The organism is Puia sp. (genome assembly GCF_036500295.1).
In the GTDB taxonomy this organism is placed as follows: domain Bacteria; phylum Bacteroidota; class Bacteroidia; order Chitinophagales; family Chitinophagaceae; genus Puia.
On record NZ_DASYCH010000062.1, the window covers coordinates 47,647 to 67,551 of the forward strand.

The 19,905-nt window shown below is 54.2% G+C and carries 19 protein-coding genes; 14 read left to right on the forward strand and 5 right to left on the reverse strand.

Annotation, left to right across the window (positions count from 1 at the left end; translation table 11 throughout):
- The first annotated feature begins 11 nt into the window (after positions 1 to 11).
- The 4 genes from VGM48_RS12360 (at position 12) to VGM48_RS12375 (ending at position 5,736) form a co-directional block, all read left to right on the forward strand.
- A complete protein-coding gene (locus VGM48_RS12360) occupies positions 12 to 770 on the forward strand; it encodes a hypothetical protein (RefSeq protein ID WP_331579505.1) in 759 nt (252 codons plus the stop codon).
- 26 nt (positions 771 to 796) lie between these two features.
- On the forward strand, positions 797 to 2,395 hold the full coding sequence (nadB, locus tag VGM48_RS12365; RefSeq protein ID WP_331579507.1) for an L-aspartate oxidase: 1,599 nt from the start codon (positions 797 to 799) through the stop codon (positions 2,393 to 2,395).
- 39 nt (positions 2,396 to 2,434) lie between these two features.
- A complete protein-coding gene (locus VGM48_RS12370) occupies positions 2,435 to 3,178 on the forward strand; it encodes a nucleotidyltransferase family protein (RefSeq protein ID WP_331579509.1) in 744 nt (247 codons plus the stop codon).
- An 89-nt stretch (positions 3,179 to 3,267) separates the two neighbouring features.
- Positions 3,268 to 5,736 carry a bifunctional YncE family protein/alkaline phosphatase family protein gene (locus VGM48_RS12375; protein ID WP_331579511.1) on the forward strand — a complete coding sequence of 823 codons (2,469 nt, stop codon included), beginning with the start codon at positions 3,268 to 3,270 and terminating at the stop codon, positions 5,734 to 5,736.
- On the opposite strand, the gene VGM48_RS12380 is transcribed toward VGM48_RS12375, so the two are convergent.
- From VGM48_RS12380 to VGM48_RS12390, 3 genes are all read right to left on the reverse strand, one after another.
- The gene (locus VGM48_RS12380) at positions 5,733 to 6,002 is read right to left on the reverse strand and encodes a hypothetical protein (protein WP_331579513.1); all 270 of its coding nucleotides are present in this window, start codon (positions 6,000 to 6,002) and stop codon (positions 5,733 to 5,735) included. The two genes, VGM48_RS12375 and VGM48_RS12380, sit on opposite strands and share 4 nt — an antisense overlap.
- A gap of 122 nt (positions 6,003 to 6,124) precedes the next feature.
- The gene (locus tag VGM48_RS12385) at positions 6,125 to 6,556 is read right to left on the reverse strand and encodes a hypothetical protein (RefSeq protein ID WP_331579515.1); all 432 of its coding nucleotides are present in this window, start codon (positions 6,554 to 6,556) and stop codon (positions 6,125 to 6,127) included.
- A 143-nt stretch (positions 6,557 to 6,699) separates the two neighbouring features.
- Positions 6,700 to 7,023: a LexA family protein gene (locus VGM48_RS12390; protein WP_331579517.1), complete on the reverse strand. Its 324-nt coding sequence runs from the start codon at positions 7,021 to 7,023 to the stop codon at positions 6,700 to 6,702.
- A gap of 83 nt (positions 7,024 to 7,106) precedes the next feature.
- Between VGM48_RS12390 and VGM48_RS12395 the strand changes: the two genes are divergently transcribed.
- The 3 genes from VGM48_RS12395 to VGM48_RS12405 are packed head-to-tail and all read left to right on the forward strand — an operon-like array spanning position 7,107 to position 9,586.
- Positions 7,107 to 7,775, forward strand: coding sequence for a 2'-5' RNA ligase family protein (locus tag VGM48_RS12395; protein WP_331579519.1), 669 nt, complete (start codon positions 7,107 to 7,109; stop codon positions 7,773 to 7,775).
- Between the two features lie 59 nt (positions 7,776 to 7,834).
- Entirely contained in the window at positions 7,835 to 8,470 is a 636-nt protein-coding gene (locus VGM48_RS12400) for a 2'-5' RNA ligase family protein (RefSeq protein ID WP_331579521.1), read from the forward strand.
- Positions 8,471 to 8,497: 27 nt separating this feature from the next.
- Positions 8,498 to 9,586 (forward strand): PA0069 family radical SAM protein, encoded by a 1,089-nt coding sequence (locus VGM48_RS12405; RefSeq protein ID WP_331579523.1) that lies wholly within the window; start codon positions 8,498 to 8,500, stop codon positions 9,584 to 9,586.
- Here the strand turns inward: VGM48_RS12405 and VGM48_RS12410 are convergent.
- A complete protein-coding gene (locus VGM48_RS12410; protein WP_331579525.1) occupies positions 9,583 to 10,077 on the reverse strand; it encodes a nuclear transport factor 2 family protein in 495 nt (164 codons plus the stop codon). The genes VGM48_RS12405 and VGM48_RS12410 overlap by 4 nt on opposite strands.
- A 69-nt stretch (positions 10,078 to 10,146) precedes the next feature.
- Here VGM48_RS12410 and VGM48_RS12415 point away from each other — a divergent pair, with 69 nt between their 5' ends.
- Complete coding sequence (locus tag VGM48_RS12415) at positions 10,147 to 11,262, forward strand: pyridoxal phosphate-dependent aminotransferase (protein ID WP_331579527.1); 1,116 nt, start codon at positions 10,147 to 10,149, stop codon at positions 11,260 to 11,262.
- Between the two features lie 18 nt (positions 11,263 to 11,280).
- Here VGM48_RS12415 and VGM48_RS12420 read toward each other — a convergent pair whose 3' ends face one another.
- Positions 11,281 to 11,682 (reverse strand): Hpt domain-containing protein, encoded by a 402-nt coding sequence (locus VGM48_RS12420; RefSeq protein ID WP_331579529.1) that lies wholly within the window; start codon positions 11,680 to 11,682, stop codon positions 11,281 to 11,283.
- Between the two features lie 103 nt (positions 11,683 to 11,785).
- Here VGM48_RS12420 and VGM48_RS12425 point away from each other — a divergent pair, with 103 nt between their 5' ends.
- The 6 genes from VGM48_RS12425 (at position 11,786) to VGM48_RS12450 (ending at position 19,881) form a co-directional block, all read left to right on the forward strand.
- Entirely contained in the window at positions 11,786 to 13,921 is a 2,136-nt protein-coding gene (locus VGM48_RS12425) for an ATP-binding protein (protein WP_331579531.1), read from the forward strand.
- Positions 13,922 to 14,436: 515 nt separating this feature from the next.
- Positions 14,437 to 16,083, forward strand: coding sequence for a TROVE domain-containing protein (locus VGM48_RS12430; RefSeq protein ID WP_331579533.1), 1,647 nt, complete (start codon positions 14,437 to 14,439; stop codon positions 16,081 to 16,083).
- A 266-nt stretch (positions 16,084 to 16,349) separates the two neighbouring features.
- Positions 16,350 to 17,405 (forward strand): acyltransferase, encoded by a 1,056-nt coding sequence (locus tag VGM48_RS12435; protein ID WP_331579535.1) that lies wholly within the window; start codon positions 16,350 to 16,352, stop codon positions 17,403 to 17,405.
- 107 nt (positions 17,406 to 17,512) lie between these two features.
- A complete protein-coding gene (locus tag VGM48_RS12440) occupies positions 17,513 to 18,058 on the forward strand; it encodes a hypothetical protein (protein ID WP_331579537.1) in 546 nt (181 codons plus the stop codon).
- A gap of 414 nt (positions 18,059 to 18,472) precedes the next feature.
- A complete protein-coding gene (locus VGM48_RS12445; protein WP_331579539.1) occupies positions 18,473 to 18,982 on the forward strand; it encodes a UpxY family transcription antiterminator in 510 nt (169 codons plus the stop codon).
- 68 nt (positions 18,983 to 19,050) lie between these two features.
- Complete coding sequence (locus VGM48_RS12450; RefSeq protein ID WP_331579541.1) at positions 19,051 to 19,881, forward strand: polysaccharide biosynthesis/export family protein; 831 nt, start codon at positions 19,051 to 19,053, stop codon at positions 19,879 to 19,881.
- Positions 19,882 to 19,905: the final 24 nt, after the last annotated feature.

Genomic DNA, 19,905 nt, shown 5'->3' on the forward strand with positions numbered 1-19,905 from the left:
TTAGGATATCAATGAAGATGATCAAAATACTTCTGCCGCTGGCTTTGGCTTTTTGTTTTACGGGCTGTCTCGACATCGATGAACAAGTGGTGATCAACAAAGACGGCAGCGGCCAGCTGACCGAGGACATGGATATGAGCCAGATGATCGATATCCTCCAGACCTATATGGGCAAGGAGGAAATGGCCAAGAAGGGGATCCAGACCATGGATACGACGGTTTACCTGAAGGATGTCGTCGACACCAGCACGACCCTCAGCGCCGAGAAAAAGGCGCTGCTCCGGCCGGGGAGTGTCCATCTCCAGTTGAATTTGGAGGCCAAGATCTTCAAGACCCATATGATCTTCCCTTTTACCAGCCAGGAGAATCTGCAGAAGCTGTATACGATCATGAGCGACGGTTCCGCATTCGGCAGCACCAAGCTGCTTGGCGGGATGGGCGGTGACGAAGGCGGCGCTGGAAGTCCCGATCTCGGCCAGTTCACGGGGATCTACAATTTTACAAGCAAGGACGGACTGATGACCCGGACGGTGAACAAGGAAAAATGGAAGGCGCTTACCAATAACCCGCAGATGGCGCAGATGAAACAGGCTTCACAGATGGGCATGGAGATTAATTATTCGACGACCATTACCTTGCCAAGACCCGCAAAAAAGATCTCGAATCCCACGGCCAAGTTATCGGAGGACAAGAAGTCCGTCACTTTAAAATACAATCTCATCGACGCCCTCGACCACCCGGAGCAGTTTGAATATACGATAGAATATTAGGCTATCTTTGCAGCTATTTCACGTATATGGAACAAACAGATTTCCTGGTCATAGGCTCGGGCATCGCAGGCCTTAGCTATGCGCTGAAGGTAGCACAGCATTTTCCCGACAAACGGGTTCTTGTCATCACCAAGACCCGGGTCGATGAGACCAACACCAAGTACGCCCAGGGCGGCATCGCCGGGGTCACCGATTTCGAGAACGACAGTTACGACAAACATATTCAGGATACGCTGGTGGCGGGTGACGGGCTTTGCAATCCCCACACGGTGGAGATCGTCGTCAAGGAAGGCCCCACCCGGATCCAGGAGATGATCGACTGGGGTACCCGGTTTGACAGAGATCCCGACGGCGATTTTAAGCTGGGCCGCGAAGGCGGTCATTCTGAATTCCGCATCCTTCATCACAAGGACGTGACGGGGAAGGAAATAGAACGGGCCCTGCTGGAGACGGTGGGCAAACAGAAGAATATCGAGATCCATAAACATTGGTTTGTCCTGGACCTGATCACGCAGCACCATCTTGGCTATCTCGTGACCAAGTCGACGCCGGACATCGAATGCTATGGAGTATATGCCCTCGACCAGCACACGAATAAAATAGTAAAGATCCTCTCGAAGATCACGTTGCTGGCCACCGGCGGGAACGGCCAGGCGTACCGGACGACGACCAATCCAAAGATCGCCACCGGTGACGGCGTAGCGATGGTCTACCGCGCCAAGGGCCGGATCGAGAACATGGAGTTCATCCAATTCCATCCCACCGCGCTTTTTGAGGCGGGTGTCAGTCCTTCTTTCCTGATCACCGAGGCCGTACGCGGCGACGGTGGTATCCTGCGCAACGACAAAGGCGAGGCCTTTATGGAGCGATATGATCAGCGTAAAGACCTTGCGCCCCGCGACATCGTGGCCCGGGCCATCGACAGCGAGATGAAGCGGGCGGGTACCGAGCATGTCTATCTCGACTGCCGGCATATGGATATTGAAAAATTTATCGAACATTTCCCGAACATCTACGCCAAATGCAAGTCGATCGGGATCGACGTCGCCACCACGATGATCCCCGTGGCGCCGGCGGCCCACTACAGTTGTGGTGGTATCAAGGTCGATGAATGGGGGCGCACTTCCATAAATTTTCTGTACGCCTGCGGAGAATGCTCCTCCACCGGTTTGCATGGCGCCAACCGCCTTGCCAGCAACTCCCTGCTGGAAGCGCTTGTTTTTGCCCATCGCAGCTATATCGACAGCGTTCACCGCGTGGAGGCGCTTGGGTTCAAGACGGATATTCCCGACTGGAATGCCGAAGGAACGACGGAGCCCGAGGAAATGATCCTGATCACCCAGAGCGGTAAGGAATTGCAGTTGCTGATGAGCGACTATGTGGGGATCGTCCGGACGCATACGCGTTTACAACGGGCGATGAAGCGGCTCGATCTGCTGCACGAAGAGATAGAGAACCTTTATGAGACCACCACCGTCTCGCCGCAGCTTTGCGAGGTGCGGAATATCATCACCGTGGGATATCTTATCGTGAAGGAAGCGTCCTTCCGGCGGGAAAGCCGGGGCCTGCATTACAATACCGACTATCCGCAGAAAAGCGAGATCCTGCAGAACATCGTCCTCTAGATACTCCCCAATCTGCCGGGAGTGGGTTATCTTTGGCGCATGAGTACCGTTGCATCAGCGCCGATCGAGCGGGCCATGATCCTGGCCGCGGGTCTTGGCACCCGGTTCAAACCCTGGACGGACCAGCATCCGAAAGCGCTGGCGCCTGTCAACGGCAAATCACTTCTGCAACGCAATATCGAATACCTGCAACGCTTCGGCATCCGGGATGTCGTCATCAATGTCCATCATTTTGCGGAGCAGATCATCGAAGCCCTGGAGACGAACAAAGGCTGGGGAAGCCGTTATTCCATCAGCGATGAGACGGCGGAAGTGCTGGAGACCGGCGGCGGGCTGAAAAAGGCCCGGCCCCTGCTCGAGGGTGGTGCGTTTGTGCTGATGAATGTGGACATGCTAACGGACATGGACCTCGCGGCGATGACCGCCGATCACTTCCGGCACCGGCCGCTGGCGACGCTGGCTGTAACCGGCCGGAGCACTTCCCGGTATTTTCTTTTTAACGGAGAGGATGAGCTATGTGGCTGGCGCAATGTCCAAACGGGGCAGGAGCGGCTAGCACGGCCGGATCCCGGCCAGCTGCTTCAGAAAGCCTTCAGCGGCATCCATGTTATCGACCCGGCTATTTTCCCATTGATGAACCGGGAGGGGAAATTCTCGATGGTAGATGTTTATCTCGACCTCGCCGCCGGCCATGCTCTCCGCGGTTTCGATCACAGCCATTCGAAGCTGATCGACGTGGGTAAGCCGGCTTCGGCCGAAGAGGCGGAAAGGATGTTCCCGTAAGAACGCTGCTACCTGGCCGCTATTATAAAACTATTAATTCTGGGGACTACCCCGCAGCTGATCGTCTTAACACGATAATTTTATCCCGTATGAAGAAGATTATCACCGGCCTGCTGGCCACCTGCCTCTGTTTCACCGCATTTTCCCAAGCAGATACCACTGTAAAAAAAATTTTATTGCCTAACGGCTGGACACTGACCCCGGCGGCGGGCAACGCGCTGCCGCTCGGCGATCTGCCGCTGAATATCGCGGTATCCAGTTCGGGGAAATATGTGGCCGTGACCAACAACGGCCAGAGCACCCAGACGCTGCAGCTGATCGACGTCGCCGCGGAAAAAGTAATGGACACCGTAGTCATCCCGAAATCCTGGCTGGGCCTGAAGTTCAGCGCCGATGATAAATATCTCTACGCCTCAGGCGGCAATGACAATTGTATCCTTAAATACAGGGTCAATCCCAGTCCGGCTCCCGGTGGCCCCGGGTTGGTGCTGATGGACTCGATCGCCCTGGGTAAGAAATGGCCGGAGAAGATCTCTCCTGCCGGACTGGATATCGATGACAAGCGGGGTTTGCTGTATGTCGTGACGAAGGATAATAATTCTTTATATATCGCCGATCTGGCCACCCGGTCGGTTATCCAACGCTTCGATCTTGGCGGCGAAGCCTATAAGTGCCGCCTTTCCCGCGACAGAAAGGAATTATACATCACCTGCTGGGGTTGTGACAAACTGCTGATCTTCGATACCGAAAAACGCAGCTTTTCAGGGGAGATCAAGGTTGGCGACAATCCCAACGATCTGTGTCTGACAAAGAACAATCGCTGGATGTTCGTGGCCGACGCGAATGATAACGCTATATCGGTGATCGATATCCGCAACCGCAAGGTGGTGGAGACGCTGAATGCCGCGTTATATGCCAATGCGCTGCCGGGATCGACGACGAATGCGCTGGCCCTGAGCACGGACGAGAAGACCCTGTATGTTGCAAACGCCGATAACAATTGTCTGGCCGTATTTGATGTCAGCCAGCCCGGCGCGGGCAAGTCCAGGGGTTTTATCCCCGTCGGCTGGTATCCAACGGCAGTACAGGTCCTGCGGGGGAAGATCTGGGTCGCCAACGGCAAGGGCTTTACCTCGCTGGCCAATCCGCAGGGTCCCAACCCGCTGGGGCGCCGGCAGGAGGTAAACTACCAGCAGGGGGACCTTCACCGGACGCAGCCGGTGCAATATATCGCCGGTCTTTTCCGGGGGACGATGAGCATCATCCCCGAGCCGGATGAGGCCCTGCTGGCAAAGTACTCACAGCAGGTGTATCAGAACACGCCCTATACAAAGGAGGGCGAACTGATGACCAATGGAGAAGAAGGCAACCCGGTGCCGATGAAGGTGGGCAACCCTTCGCCGATAAAATATGTCTTTTACTTTATAAAGGAGAACAGGACCTACGACCAGGTGCTCGGCGATGTTCATGAGGGGAATGGCGACACCAGCCTCGTACTTTTTGGCGAACGGATCACCCCCAACCAGCATGCACTGGTGCACCAGTTTGCGCTGTTGGATAACTTCTATGTCAACGCGGAGGTCAGCGCCGACGGTCATAACTGGAGTATGGGCGCTTATGCTACGGACTATCTGGAAAAGACCTGGCCGACCGCTTATGGCGGTCGTGGCGGAGTATATGATGCGGAGGGTAACCGGGCCGTGGCCAACAACAAGGACGGTTTCATCTGGGATGACTGCCGGCGTGCTGGGGTTAGCTACCGGAGCTATGGCGAGTTTGGCGACGGAGGCGGGCCGAAAAAAGATGGCGCGCCCAACAAGCTGATCACCGCGCTGCGGGACCATTATTGCGCGGGCTATACGGGTTGGGACCTGACGGTACAGGACACCACCCGCTTCGGCCAGTGGAAGCAGGACTTCGATTCGCTGATGGCAGCCGGTTCCGTACCGCGGCTGAACATCATCCGTATCGGCAACGACCATACCGCGGGGCTGCGCCGGGGACAACCGACGCCTTTTGCCTATCTGGCGGATAACGATCTGGCCGTCGGTGAATTTGTGGAATATCTCAGCAAGAGCCCGATCTGGAAAGAAAGCGTCGTCTTTATGCTCGAGGATGATGCGCAGAATGGTCCCGATCATGTCGATGCGCATCGTAGCCCGGTGTATATCGCCGGCGGCCTGGTGAAGCACCATTTTGTCGATCATACGATGTATTCTACGACCTCGGTATTAAGAACCATCGAGCTGATCCTGGGCGTTCCGCCGATGACCCAATACGATGCCGCTTCAACGCCGATGTGGAGATGTTTTACGTCGACACCCGACCTGACGCCTTTCCAGGCGCTGCCGGCGAACATCGATCTGCGGGAAAAAAATACTGCGTCGAATGAATGGGCAAAGAAATCATCGGGCATCGATCTGACCCGTGAGGACCGCGTTCCCGATCATCTTTTCAATGAGATCATCTGGAAAGCAATAAAGGGCGCTGATGCGCCCTTACCCGCACCCAGTCGTGCGGCCTTTGTGAAAGTTTCTCCTGTCAAAGACAGTGATTAATGACGTCTGTGATGCTCGCGGTCCCAACGGTTACGATCAAACTCACGGCCGTGGAAATAGGTGCGGTGTTCTCTTTCAAAGCGGGCATGATAATGTTCGTAGTATTCGTGATCGCGGTAGTGGCCATGCCAGCGGGGATAGGAATAATACGTATAGCCGGGATAATCTCTTTCAAAATTAACGCTCACATGAACCTGGGCGCTGGCCGACTGAACTGCCAGCGAACCGGCGACGATCATAGCGAGAGCAAACAATTTTGTTTTCATAAAACATCATTTAAAGTTAGAAGATTTATTATTTGAGATAAGGAACGCAATTCCGGTGCCGATATTGAATCAAACCGGTTAAAAGTGGCTTAAAATGATTTCTTTCAAGCTTTTATGAGTGATTACCACCTTCTGTGGCCTGCGCCGGGACGGGCATAATAGCGTTGGCGTTCCCACCTTGCGTGGTCAAAGCGCCCACCATTGAAATAGGCCCTGTGGTCTCGTTCGAAATACGGCCGGTAGTGGGAGTAGTATACCCGATCGCGATAGTGACCGCCCCAGGCAGGATAGTCATAATAGACATAACCGGGGAATTCGGCTTCGCAGGTTGCGGGAGGGGCATAGTACCCGCCATCATATGCGGGATCGTTGTAAACCGGTGCGGGAGAAGAGTAGACCGGTGCGGGCGCCGTGTAAACGGGGGCCGGAGCAACATACACCCGGACGCCGGGGAGGCGGACACCGACATGGGCGTTTACATATACCTGAGAATAGCTTTTGGTAGCGATGAGGCTGGCGGCCAGAGCGGCGGTGACGAGCATTACCTTTTTCATATCTGTCGATTTTAAGTTAGCGGATGTGTTTTTCCGTTGACATCCTTGTATATATAGATAGGCGTGGAGAGGGAAGATTTAATCCCTGCCTGTTAAAATTGAATTAAAGGGATAGATGACTGATATTTAGGCGAATGCAAGGGTCATAGGGCATGGATGACATAGGTGACCACTCCCCAGACGGCGAATTCTGCGCCCGAGAGATCGACATCGATGGGGGCGAGCCTGGGCGTCTCCGGCACCAGGCGGATCTTATTGAAGGTTTTTTCGAGCCGGCGGATCAGCATCTCGCCGTTGAGATTGGCAATCACGATCTTTCCGCTTGCCGCCTTTGCACTTCTGTCGACGACTACGAGGTCGCCATTAAAGATCCCCGCTCCGGTCATGGCGTCGCCGCTTACCCGCATAAAATAGGTGGATGTTTTGTTTTGAATGAATGGTTCTGTGGTGAATTGTTCGATCTCCATATTGGGGCAGTGAAAATAATTTTTTGTGTACTAATTTATTTAGTAAATTTATACTAAATTATTGATCGTATAAAATCATTTTTATGGAAACCGGGTTAGTAAATCAATCGACGACGCTGTCGTCACAAATAGGCTCCCCGCAGCCAGGACGGGCAATTTTGCCCCGGCTTGGATCTGCTTCGCGGCGGGCTGAATACCTGCTTGTCGTCTATCCGTATGGCGAACTGCAGGAAAAGTTACAGGAGGAGCAGCAGCAGTTCTCCACGGACTATGGGCTGCAGATGACGGTCCGTAACCGGCCGCATATCACTCTTGCTGCTTTTCAGGCGGGTGAGCCGATGGAAGACACGCTGATCCGCTGGATCCAGCGCATCTGCAATCGCTACGAAAGCTTCGATCTCACCCTTAACAACTTCAGCGGATTTCCGCCGCACACGATCTATCTGCGGGTGCAGGACCCGCAGCCTTTCCGGGAATTGATACGGCAGTTGAAGGCGATAGATGATTTTGTCCGCAGCAGCGGCTGTCCGCCGGTAAATCTGATCGGCCGGCCCTATCTGTCGATCGCCGGGGGGCTGACGGAGCAGGTTTATAACAAGGCGATGCCCGACTATTCGCGGAAGACCTTCCACGATACTTTTCACGTCGATCAGCTGGTGTTGCTGAAGCGGGAGCATGCCTTTGACGCCTGCAAGACGGTGAATATTTTCCGGCTGCTGCCGGCCACGGACGTCGCCACGGCGGCACATTAAGGGGGCCGGAGGCACGACATTGAACCTGCCACGGCGGCACATTCTAAAAAACAAATAGTATGAAACAAGCCATCAAACCGATAGCGGCAACGCTGAACGAAAATTATAAGAAGCAGTTAGCGACCAACGAATACCAGTTGATCCTGAGTCCCCACGAAGAGCTGCGCAATAAAGTGCTGCAGATGCGCCAGGCATTTCAGGAAACGTATCAGACGCCACCGCTGATGATAAAACCCCATGTGACGCTGGTCCGGTTTACGCAGCTGGCGTTGATGGAGGAGCGTATCCTGCAGCGGCTGCGGACGATCGCGATGGGTCATTGTCCGTTGAAGGTGGAGTTGAAGGATTTTGGGAGCCTGCCGACGCACAGCATCTTTATCAATGTGATGAGTAAGCTGCCGATCCGCGACCTGGTGACGGAGATCCGGGATATCCAGCGGCTGATGAAGCTGGATAAGGAGAACAAGCCGCATTTTCTCGACGATCCCAACCTGCTGATCGCCCGCAAGCTCCAGCCCTGGCAATATGAGAAGGGCTGGCTGGAGTATTCCAACAAGAGTTTTACGGGCAGGTTCATCGCGGATGCGATGTTGTTGCTGAAGCGGCGGCAAGGGGACAAAAACTGGCAGATCGCCGAGCGGTTTGCCTTTCAGAACCTGCCTGTTTCGACGCGGCAGGGAGAATTGTTTGCATAGTGGGGAGACCCCAAAAAAAGGAAGCGAATGAACTACGAAGAAGAAGAAGAAGAAAGAAAAGAGCCCTTATCCTATTTGAAAGGGCGGGGTGCCCAGTTCAATCCGCGGAACCGGTTTCTAAAGAACGAGCGGGTGAAGGAACATATCGAGGCGATCGATGAGTGGGTGGAGCCGAATATCGAGACGCAGTATCTGGAAGACCATGCGAAGGGTCTGGTTAATAAAGTCGACAGCCCGGATGTGGGGATGTTTTACAGTATGAACCCCTATCAGGGCTGCGAGCACGGCTGCACCTATTGTTATGCCCGGAATGCCCATGAGTATTGGGGTTATAGCGCCGGGCTCGATTTCGAACGGAAGATCATCGTCAAACATAATGCGCCCGAGCTGTTGCGAAAATTCCTGATGAACCCTAAGTGGGAATGCGTTCCTATTTCGTTGAGCGGGAATACCGATTGTTACCAGCCGGCGGAGCGTAAGTTTAAGATCACGCGGCAGCTGCTCGAGGTCTGCCGCGAGTTCAATCAGCCCGTCGGCATCATCACCAAGAATGCGGGGATCCTCCGCGACAAGGACATCCTGTGCGAGATGGCCGCGAAGAACCTGGTGTCGGTGTTGGTTTCGATCACTTCCCTCGACGAAGACCTGCGGCAGCTGATGGAGCCCCGCACGACGACGGCGCGTCAACGGCTGCGGACCATCCGCGAGCTTAGCGAGGCGGGTGTCCGGATGGGGGTCATGCTGGGGCCGATGATCCCCGGGCTCAACGAACAGGAGATGCAACGGATCATGAAGGCCGCCGCGGACAATGGCGCCAGCTTTTCGGCTTATACGTTCATCCGGCTGAACGGCGCGATAAAACTCATTTTTCACGACTGGCTTTATAAATGCTTTCCCGACAGGGCGGACAAGGTGTGGCATTTCATCGAGGCCAGCCATGACGGGAAGGTCAACGATAGTCGTTTTGGCGTTAGAATGCGGGGTGAAGGCAACTATGCGAAGCTCGTGGCGCAGCAATATGCGCGGTATACCGAGAAGTATGGGCTGAATGCGGAACGCTGGGAGTTGGATTGCTCCCGGTTTATGCGGCCCGGTGGGCAGATGAAGTTGTTTTAACCCGAATGATCGTGAAGTATTTTCCATCCATCCTTGCGATGCACCATCGTCAGTGAAAACGTTCCTTTGCGTTCGGGATATTTTTCGTTTGCCTTCAGGATGAAGCGGCCGGTGAGCAGCGCATAATCCTTGCCCAGCATCGTCAGCTGGTAGGTGTCATAGGCCAGCTTCTGTTTGGGGTGGCCGCCGGGGAAATAATATTTTACATACATCCCGCGGATGCTGTCGAGGCCGACGCGGCCGGTCGCAAGCATCATCGTCGCCTGTGGAGCATATAACGACATATAAGCGTCGAGATCGCCCTTGTTCCATTGCACCGTCGCTTCATTCATCGCGGCATAGATCTCTTTTTCGGCGGCGGATTGCGCGGCGCCGGACGGGCCGGCAGTGGGATTGGCCGCGGCCTGGCCGGCTGCGTTGGGCTGGGCCTGTGCAGGGCCGGCGGCAAATAGCAGCAGCAGGGTGGTGGCGAGAAGCAGGGGATTTTTCATAACCGGAAAATACAAAACAATTCTCGGGGGGATCGGGCATAATCGGTATTTTACATAAACGGTTTTACCATGCGATATACGCGAATGCCCATCGAAGCCGAGTCCCCGGAGCAAATGGGCTATGACAAGATCCGCAACAACCTCTCCGAAAGCTCCTATACCGATGCTTTTCTGCGCGAATTCTCCGGCGGCGAAGACCTCGGCCGGCTGCTCCTATGCTATGGATCGCACGAGGGGCATGAAGGGTTGCGGGAGTTGATCGTTTCGGGCAGCGGCGCTCTCACGCGGGACCAGGTCCTGCTGACGATCGGGGCGGCGGGCGCCCTCTTCATCATCGCGACCACGCTGCTGGAGAAAGGGGATGAACTGATCGTCGTCCGCCCCAACTATGCAACCAATATCGAAACGCCCCGGGCCATTGGCGCCACGATACACTTTATCGATCTTCATTTCGAGAACCGGTGGGCCCTGGACATCGACGCGATCAAAAGGGCGATCACGCCAGGAACCCGGTATATCTCGGTGACGCATCCGCATAACCCCACGGGCGCCTGCCTGGAAGAGCCGCAGCTGCTGCAACTGGCAGCCATCGCCGAAACACACAACCTATACGTGCTGGTAGACGAGACCTATCGGGATATGGTCTTCGACCGGCAGCTGCCCCTGGCGGTGGAGTACTCGCCGCGCATCATCAGCATCTCGTCGCTGTCGAAAACTTACGGCCTCCCCGGCCTGCGAACGGGTTGGCTCATCTGTCGCGACCGACCGCTGTTCGAGACATTCCTGGCGGCAAAAGAACAGATACATATCTGCGGACCGGTGATCGATGAAGAGCTGGCCTATCGCTATCTCCTTCACCGCGACCGGCATTTCCCCCGCATCACCGCGGATATCCGCGCGAAGCTGGAAATAGTCAAAAATTGGATGGGGCAGCAGGATGACTGGGAATGGGTAGAGCCCCGCGGCGGCTGTGTCGGCTTCCCCCGGCTGAAGGATCCCGGGGCAGTGGATATCGACCGCTTCTATCACAGTTTGCTGGCAGACTATGGCACCTATGTCGGACCCGGCCATTGGTTCGAAATGCCGCGGCACTATATGCGATTGGGGTTTGGCTGGCCCACGAAAGAGCAGCTGAAAGAAGGATTGTCGGCCCTGACGGCGGCCGTCAGGGCATCGCGGTGCTGAGGCGGCATCCTGCGCGACTCAACGGTTCGCGGCATTGAACGCGGCAAGCCGCGTATTCTCTTTTTCGATAATGGATTTTGCTTCGAGCAACATGGTCTGAAACGGCGGGAACGCTTCCGCCAGCTGAGCCGGCGTCATGGAGAGACAGGTGTTCTCCATCTGCAGACACCGGGACTGTTGAGTCGTCAACCCCACGAATCCGAATAAGGGTTTGATCTTATGCACAGCACTTTTCAATGCTGCAACATCGTTCTCGTGGTAAGTGGTGATAATTCGCTGGACAAAATCGTCGTATTCGCGGAGGACATCGGTGAAGGTCTCTTCGATCATGACGTAATCGGCTGCATATAAATCGATTATGAACGGCCCGTCGATCGCTTCGCTGAAAATGTAGTCGGTATTGGATAAAGGCTTCTCCATATGGTCAGGTCGTATAAATAACGAGGCCTATACTAAAATATTGCCTCCGGACGTTCACCAATAGTAATAGCGAGAAACCCTTATTACAGTTATCTGACATCCTGTGAGTAACCCAATCGCCTCTGTATTTACATCCTTCTATGAAGACATAGTCTATTCCGGGCTCCGGGATGATTATTCTCCTGCCAAAAGGAAGAAGACGATCCGGTTCAACCAGTTTATCCTGTTGATTCTCTTCGCGCACTTCGTCTGCGTTGTCTCCTATTTCTGTTTTGGACTTTACATCAGTGCGCTCATTAATCTCAGCGCAGCCTATTTCTTTATCGTTGCCTATCATCTTAACCTCCGGCGGCAATTCCAGCTGGCCCGGCTTCTGTCGGTGCTAAACCTGAATGCCTATCTGGCGGTGATGAACTATATGGAGGGTCTGAAGGCGGGGGAATACCTGTTCTTCTTCCCCTACTTCCTGATCATGACGTTTATCATCAGCTTTACCCGGAGCATCCGGGAGCTGATCTTCGCCTACCTGATGACGGTCTGCTGTCTGGCGTTTTGCTACTATCAATGCCCGCAGGAGAACCACTACCAGGTGCATATCACCGGCATGTTCGACCGGCTTTATGACAGCAACCTGGTGTTGTCGCTGCTGCTGACGACCTTTTTCTCCATCGCCATCGTGCGCATCAACCGGAATAACGAGGAAGCCATCCTGAAAGAAAAGCAATTCGTCGATACCATCTACAATACTTCACTCGACGGGGTCATCATCCTCGATGCCGAGGCACTGATCATCAATGATTGCAATAACCGTGCGGTCCAACTCCTGGAAATAGAAGATAAACGACAGATCGTCGGCGCACCCATGGACAGCCTGTTCACGAAAGAGCATATCCGGCTGTTTCGCAATATCGAAATGAAACCCGAGGGCGACAGCACCAACCGCTGGCAGGGAGAGCTGGCGCTTACCTCGAAAAAAGACAATACGGTGTTTGCCTTTGTCAATGTCGTTTCCTTCTTTGACAATAACAGGCATTTCTGGAAGATAAGCATATTGGATATCTCCGAGATCAAGATGACGCAGTTCGAACTGATGAAGGCCAAGCAAAAAGCCGAAACGGCCTCGAAGGCGAAGTCGCGCTTTCTGTCCAATATGAGCCATGAGCTCCGGACCCCGCTGAACGGCATCATCGGCGCCTCCAACCTGCTGATGCAGGAGCAGTACCTGCCCGAGCAGGTCTCCCATCTCGAGATCCTGAAATTCTCTTCCGAGCACATGATGGTGCTCATCAACGAAATACTCGATTTCAACAAAATAGAATCGGGCCGCTTCGAACTGGAGAACGTCCCGGTCAATATGCGGGCCTTTCTCCGAAAGCTGGAGACCCAGTTCTCGGTGCAGGCGCATACCAAGGGGCTGCTGTTCCTGGTGGATGTCGATGAGAACCTGGAGACGGAATTCCTGACGGACGAAACGAGGCTGAACCAGGTGTTGAGCAATCTGCTCTCCAATGCGATCAAATTCACGCATACCGGCGGCATAACCCTGGGCGCGAGAAAGATCTCCTCCACCAGTAAGAAGTCGATGATCCAGTTCATGGTGCAGGATACGGGTATCGGCATCCCCGCGCATAAACAGCAGGAGGTTTTCGACAGCTTTACGCAGGCCGATACGGATACGACGCGGAAATATGGCGGAACGGGTCTCGGCCTGGCCATCAGCAAAAAGCTGGTCAGCCTTTTCTCCGGTGAACTGCAGCTGCGCAGTGAAGAAGCCAAGGGGAGTACGTTCTATTTTACGATCGAGCTCGAGATCAACGAGAACGCCAAGATGTATATCAACGATGAGAAGGTGAAGCACCTGCCCGTCTTCGACCATCTGCGGGTTCTCATCGCCGAGGATAATATCGTCAATATGCGGGTGGCGCGGAAGTTTCTCACCAAATGGGGCATTGAGGTCCACGAGGCGGTCAACGGCCTGGAAGCCGTGGAGAAATTTCGCCGGGGAACCTTCGACCTCGTGCTGATCGACCTCGAAATGCCGGAAATGGACGGGATCACCGCGCTGGCGGAGATCCGTAAGGTTCATCCTTCCATTCCGGCCATCGCCTTCACCGCAGCCGTATACGAAGACATGCGCATCGATCTCATGAAAAAAGGGTTCATGGAAGTGGTGCCCAAGCCCTTCCGGCCCGAAGACCTCCATAATAAGATCCAGAAACTGATCCTCAGTCGCGCTTAAGGCACCGAAACCAGGGCCAACCGCCGAACTTCACAGCCGACCGTTTGTCGTCACGACGGGCCTTCTAAATTTTTTTTGGCATTCTTATTGAAAAGAATAAAAAGAATTTTACTTTTGTCAATCAATTAAAAACGCGCACTTACCGATGCTACGACAATCCACACATACACTTGCTTTTTCCGGGTATAACCCGATTAAGGTATGTACCTGCGCGGGGCGAAAAGTGCTGTAAACTTTAACAAAAAAAATCCAGCATATAAAAGCCCCGCCTGACAGCGGGGCTTTTTCATATGGGAACCAAGAATAACGGACATATTACCCTGACCACGATCGCATGGCAAGCCGGCATTCGCCGAAGTATGCCGCTGCGTGAGAAGCAATCGTATTATCATCGACCGAAAGGTATCCGATAGGCACTACAGTGCCTGCAGAAGCCAGCCCCGGTCGTCCAACGACCGGGGTTTTTTTATCATCCAATCCGCCGCTGGCGGATCGAACAGAAAGGAGGAAGCGCCATGAAATTTTTCAACCTGAGAGGAAAAGCCTCTGCCGGCACCCGCTACACCCGCATCAAGATCGGTCGTACCGAACCCAAGACCGATCGTATCGACCCAACGGCCGGTCTCAAGGCCGGTGACGCCGAACTGGCGGACTTCAACGCCGGGTCGTTTGACCTCCGATCCGGCATCGCCGATGACCATTTCGGCATTGCCGATGCACAGGAAGCGCTTTATCGTTATCTGCTGGCTGCATGGTTTGCCGATGATCCGTCGAAGCCGTTGTCCGAAGACGGGTTGGCGGTGCGCAGGGAGATCCTTGCTGCCGGGCCGGAGCTGATCAGCCGGATGGCTGTCCTGTTCGATGACGAAGGCAACTTCGACGGCAAGGGCAACCAGGGCAATTTCCGCGATGCAGCCTTTTGGCTGACCGCGGAGCTGACGGTCGTAACTGAGGGGGAGTCTATCGCCGCGTTGGTGGGAAGGGTCGTTCGTCAGCCGATGGATATTCCGAGGTGGCTGTCCTGGTTTACCCGCGCCGCAGGCGCGGGAGTAAAGCCGGGGCGGGCCGTACGCAAGGTGCTGGACCGTGTGCTAAACCGGCTGGATGAGTATTCCTATTCCCGGTGCACCCGCGAAATGCAGGTCCAACTGCAGCAGGGACTGCGGTTTCTGCAGCCAAAGGCGGCTGACAAGGATAAGAAATCCCTTTTTGCCAGGATCCTGCGGGATCGGATCCCGGGACGGAGCAGTTGGGAGCAGGAATGGCATGCGCTTCATCATCATCACTATGACGGTCCCGAACAGCGTCAGGTGGCGCTGCGGGATAAGTGGAAGGAAGGCATCTCCTCGTTTCGCATCGGCTATACGGCCTTATTGGACAACCTCCGGCCCATGCTCTGCGCCGGCGTCAGCGGAAAGGTGCTAAAGCTCGCCGCCGAATACCTGGGCAATGCCGCCGCGGTCCGCAGAAGCGGGGTGTCGCCGTTGCAGCTGCTGGAAGTGAACCAATCCCTGCGCCGGATCGATCAGGGGGGCGCGGGCATGCTTTCCGAAGCGCTGGAAGAAGCCGTGCTCCACAGTGGCTGGAACCGCTTTGGCCGCACCGGCACTTCGTTGATCGCGATGGATATCAGCAACAGCATGAAACGGCCTATCCGTTCCGGCGGCGGTGTGCAGCGGTTTGATATCGCTCCTCTGCTGGCCTGGCTGTGGAGGAGCAAGGGCTATTCCGTTGCTACCGGGATAATCGGGAATGGGTGGAAGCCGTTTGATCTGGCTGAAAGGCCCGTGTTGCTGGCGACGGAGCAGTTTCGCAGCCGTGAAGGCGAGGCTGGTTATGGGATCAATGCTCATTTGATCCTGCAGGACCTGCTACGCAGAAAACAGGCGGTCGACCGGGTGCTGATCTTCACCGATTGCCGGCTCTGGGGCAGCCGCGGCTTTAACCAGCCCGCGGGCACCGATCTGAGCGAATGGTGGCGGCTATATCGCCGGGACGTGGCTCCGCAGGCGAAGCTGTATCTTTTCGATCTTGCGGGCTATGGGGCAAAGCCACTGGAATCCGTAGGGGATGATGCGTTCCTTATCGCCGGCTGGAAGGAAGGGATCCTGGATGTTCTTGCGGCTATAGAAGACCGTAAGGCCGTGAGTTTGATCCAGTAAATGAGTGCGATCCTGTTAAAGGCCGCAAGGCTTTTCTTCATATAAAACAAGGCCATCCACCGGGATGGCCTTTTATTTTTATTTGGCACGCCACCGGGCGCGCAGCACTGCTGGCCGCGGCGAACCGGCACAATAATTGCAAACCATATATTCTCCCCGAGCCCGAACCGCCAACCCCAATAGAATCTCCCCCTGCCGTTGGAATCTGCCTTACTTCTCAACCACAAGACCCTGGTCAGTATTCAGAACCCAAAGGACAGTGTAGCATGCGAAAGATCTATTTTCCAGGGCTGGACGGCATTCGCGCCATAGCCTGCATCATGGTATTTTTTGGTCATTTCAACGGGGCATTCGGGATCAGGACCCTCTTGCCCGAACACCTGATCGGCTCCAACGGGGTGACCTGCTTCTTTACCCTGAGCGGCTTCCTCATCACCTCCCTGCTCCTTCAGGAGAAGCGAGCGACGGGAAAGATCAACCGGGCGAATTTTTACTTACGAAGGATACTCCGCATCTGGCCGCTGTATTTTCTGATCATCGCCATCGGCTGGCTGACATTTCCCTATGTCCAGGGCACCGATGAGCGGCCAGCCTATTTCTTATACTATCTCTTTTTTGCGGGCAACTATGCCTTTGCCGCCATGCGAGGTATCTGGATCATCAACCCGCTCTGGTCCGTTGCGGTCGAAGAACAATTCTATTCGTTTTGGCCGGCCGTCGTGGATTCCCCAAAAGTGCTGAGAAGCTGCGGGGTCATCCTGGCGACCTTCCTGGTGATCAAGTTTGTTGCCCGGGATTCGTCGGAAGGGTTCTATTATTTCATCCGCTATACCCGCATCGACTGCATGGCGATCGGCGGGATCATCGCCTGTCTCAAATTCAGGGATTCGGCCCTCCTCCGGCCACTGCTGCATCCCCTCGTCCAGTGGACCTGCTGGGGACTTTTCGCCTATGCTATTTTTCGGCCGCTTCATTTGTTCTCGTTTGTCGACGATGAGGTCTTCTCCGCCATCACCGCCATCCTCATCCTCAATGTCGCCACCAATCCCCGCACGGTACTGACCCTGGAGAACCCCGTACTGAAATATCTCGGCAGGATATCCTATGGCATCTATGCCTACAATTTGCCGGTCCTCTACCTCTGGCTGGTCTGTATCCCGGGAGAAAAGACCCGGATGCTGCCTCAATGGACCTACACCCTTCCCTTCCTGCTGTTGGGGATCAACGTCCTCGTCGCCCATCTCTCCTATCATCTTTTTGAAAAGCGGTTCCTGAAAGTAAGGGTCAGGTTTGGACACCTCTCTTCCCCCATGGTTACCTGATTGACGGGCAATATTTTACATACAGTAAGAAACAAGTTTTAAATAATCGGCGAAGTCCTGCCGATTTTCTCTAATTTAACACCCGGAAGACAAAATCATAATTCTATATGGAACCTCCCTCGTGGTCTGCTCGCTTCAGCCGTCTGCGACAATTATTCTGGTTGTTTTTCCTCCTTACCATTGGCTATATGATCTGGGTGAGGTCCTACCTGTCCCCGCTAAGCTCCGATGAACTCGTCCAGTTCGAGATCGCCAAGACAGTCAACAAGGCCCAGGCCATTATCGGTGACTGGAAATCGAGTGGAAAATATGAACTGGGAGTAAAAAGCACGTATCTTGCCTACGTTTTCATGGTCTTATACACCCTGGCCATCGCCTTGGGCTGCCGGTTTATTTCCCTTTGTACCGGAAATGAGATCATGATCAAGGGAGGTAAAGGATTCTCCTTGCTGATCGTCCTGGCCACCATCTGTGACGTAGCAGAGAATATCGCCCTTTTCCGAACACTTCACGGCCCTATACGTCAATGGAACGTCTCTATTGCCTATGACCTTGCGAGGGTAAAGTTCTCGATCGTCATTGTCTGTCTGCTGTTTATACTGGCCTGCCTGCTATACTGGGGAATCGGCAAACTGGCGGGCGAAAATAAGTAGGGCAGGCTTTTTGCAAATGTGATGACCAAAAGAAAGCCGCGGTTTATGTTATTTCGACATAAATTGTTCTCTTTCAATTAACAGTTACGGTTATTGAATATTAAAATCTCTTATATTTGTGCATTGGATCAGAGATGCAGCGTTGGGACGGGGAAATACGATCGCTGATGCAATAAATCGGGCCATTGGTAGTTTTTTTGTGTTTTTGAATCCAAGCTTTTAAAACTTAGCAACGTCCTGTGGAGAATACGTTTCGCGTTTGTATCTATTCAAATAAGTATAAGGGTATAAGTGGTATTTTTTAATCGAAATACGCGCTTGTACCCTTCTCCATTGTAGGAGGCGGGGTGTTTTTATTAATGTGCTGATAAACAAATCATTAAGTGAGGTCTCTGGGACTGAGGAGGCGAAGCTATGCCCGAAAACAAACGAAATTGGTATGCTATCTATACCCGCCCCCGCTGGGAGAAAAAGGTATACGCCCTGCTTGTGGAAAGCGGGCTGGAGACCTATTGCCCGTTGAACAAGGTGCGTAAAAAATGGAGCGATCGGATAAAATGGGTCGAAGAACCGCTGTTCAAATCCTATCTGTTTGTAAAGATCAACGAGGATAAAATGACTGTGGTGCGGCAGACGGGGGGGGTGGTGAATTTCGTATACTGGCTGGGAAAGCCGGCCCTTGTCCGCGACAAGGAGATCGAGTCGATCCGCAAGTTCCTGGATGAATACCGGGACGTCAGGGTCGAACCCGTGGACTTGCAGGCAGACACCGTCGTCAGTATCCGGGGTGGAGCCTTTATGGACCGCAAGGGCCGCATCATGAAGGTTCTCAACAACCGGGTGCAGGTGCTGATCGAGTCGATCGGGTTCCGCCTGGTGGCTGTTCTGGAAAAATCCAATATTACCGTCATCGGAAAGCGATAAAATCCCCGCGGATGCGTTGTTATCAGCGTTCCCGGAAAAAACGTTAAAACAAACGATAAAACAATTTGATGAAGTCTAACCTCCGGCTGTTGTCCCGGCACCTCCCGGCCTGCTTCCTGGCGCTTGTTGTCCTCTCCCTCCTGCTGGCATCCTGCGGGAGCACCAGAAATATCGTTTATATGCAGGGGGCCTTCGACACGGCAAAGCTTAGCAATGCGGTCTACCCCGAGCCCCTGATCCAGAAAGGCGATCTGATCAGCATCATCGTCTATAGCGACAACGCCGAGGCGACGCGCATCTTCAACCAATCATTGATCACCACCGCCGGCGCCGGATCGGCGAGCGAGGCAGCAGCCACTTCGGGGATCACGGGGCAGACGCCAAGTGCCCCCGGCTATCTTGTCGATGAGAGCGGCAATATCGAGTTTCAGGAGTTGGGCCTGCTGCATGTCGACGGGTTAACCCGCGCGGCGTTGAAGGATACGCTCGCCAACCGGCTGAAGGGCTATCTCAACAACCCTTATTTCAACATTCGGTTCCTCAACTACAAGTTCACGATGATCGGGGAGGTCCAGCGTCCCGGCATCTATACGATACCGGGTGATCATATCAATATCCTCGAGGCCCTGGGGATGGCAGGGGATATGACCTTTTACGGCCGCCGCGACAACGTGCTGGTCATCCGCGAAACGGATGGCAAAAGAGAATGGGCCCGCCTCGATCTTACCAAACCGGATATCATGGCCTCGCCCTTTTTCACCCTGCGGCAAAACGATGTGGTCGTATTCGAACCGTCCCGAAAAAAGGTGGCTGCCAACGATCAAACCACCGTCAGGAACCTTACGATCATTACGGGCCTTATTTCCACCTTCGCCATCCTTTACACTATTTTTAAATAAACAGTTAATCAGCACCTCTCCTCA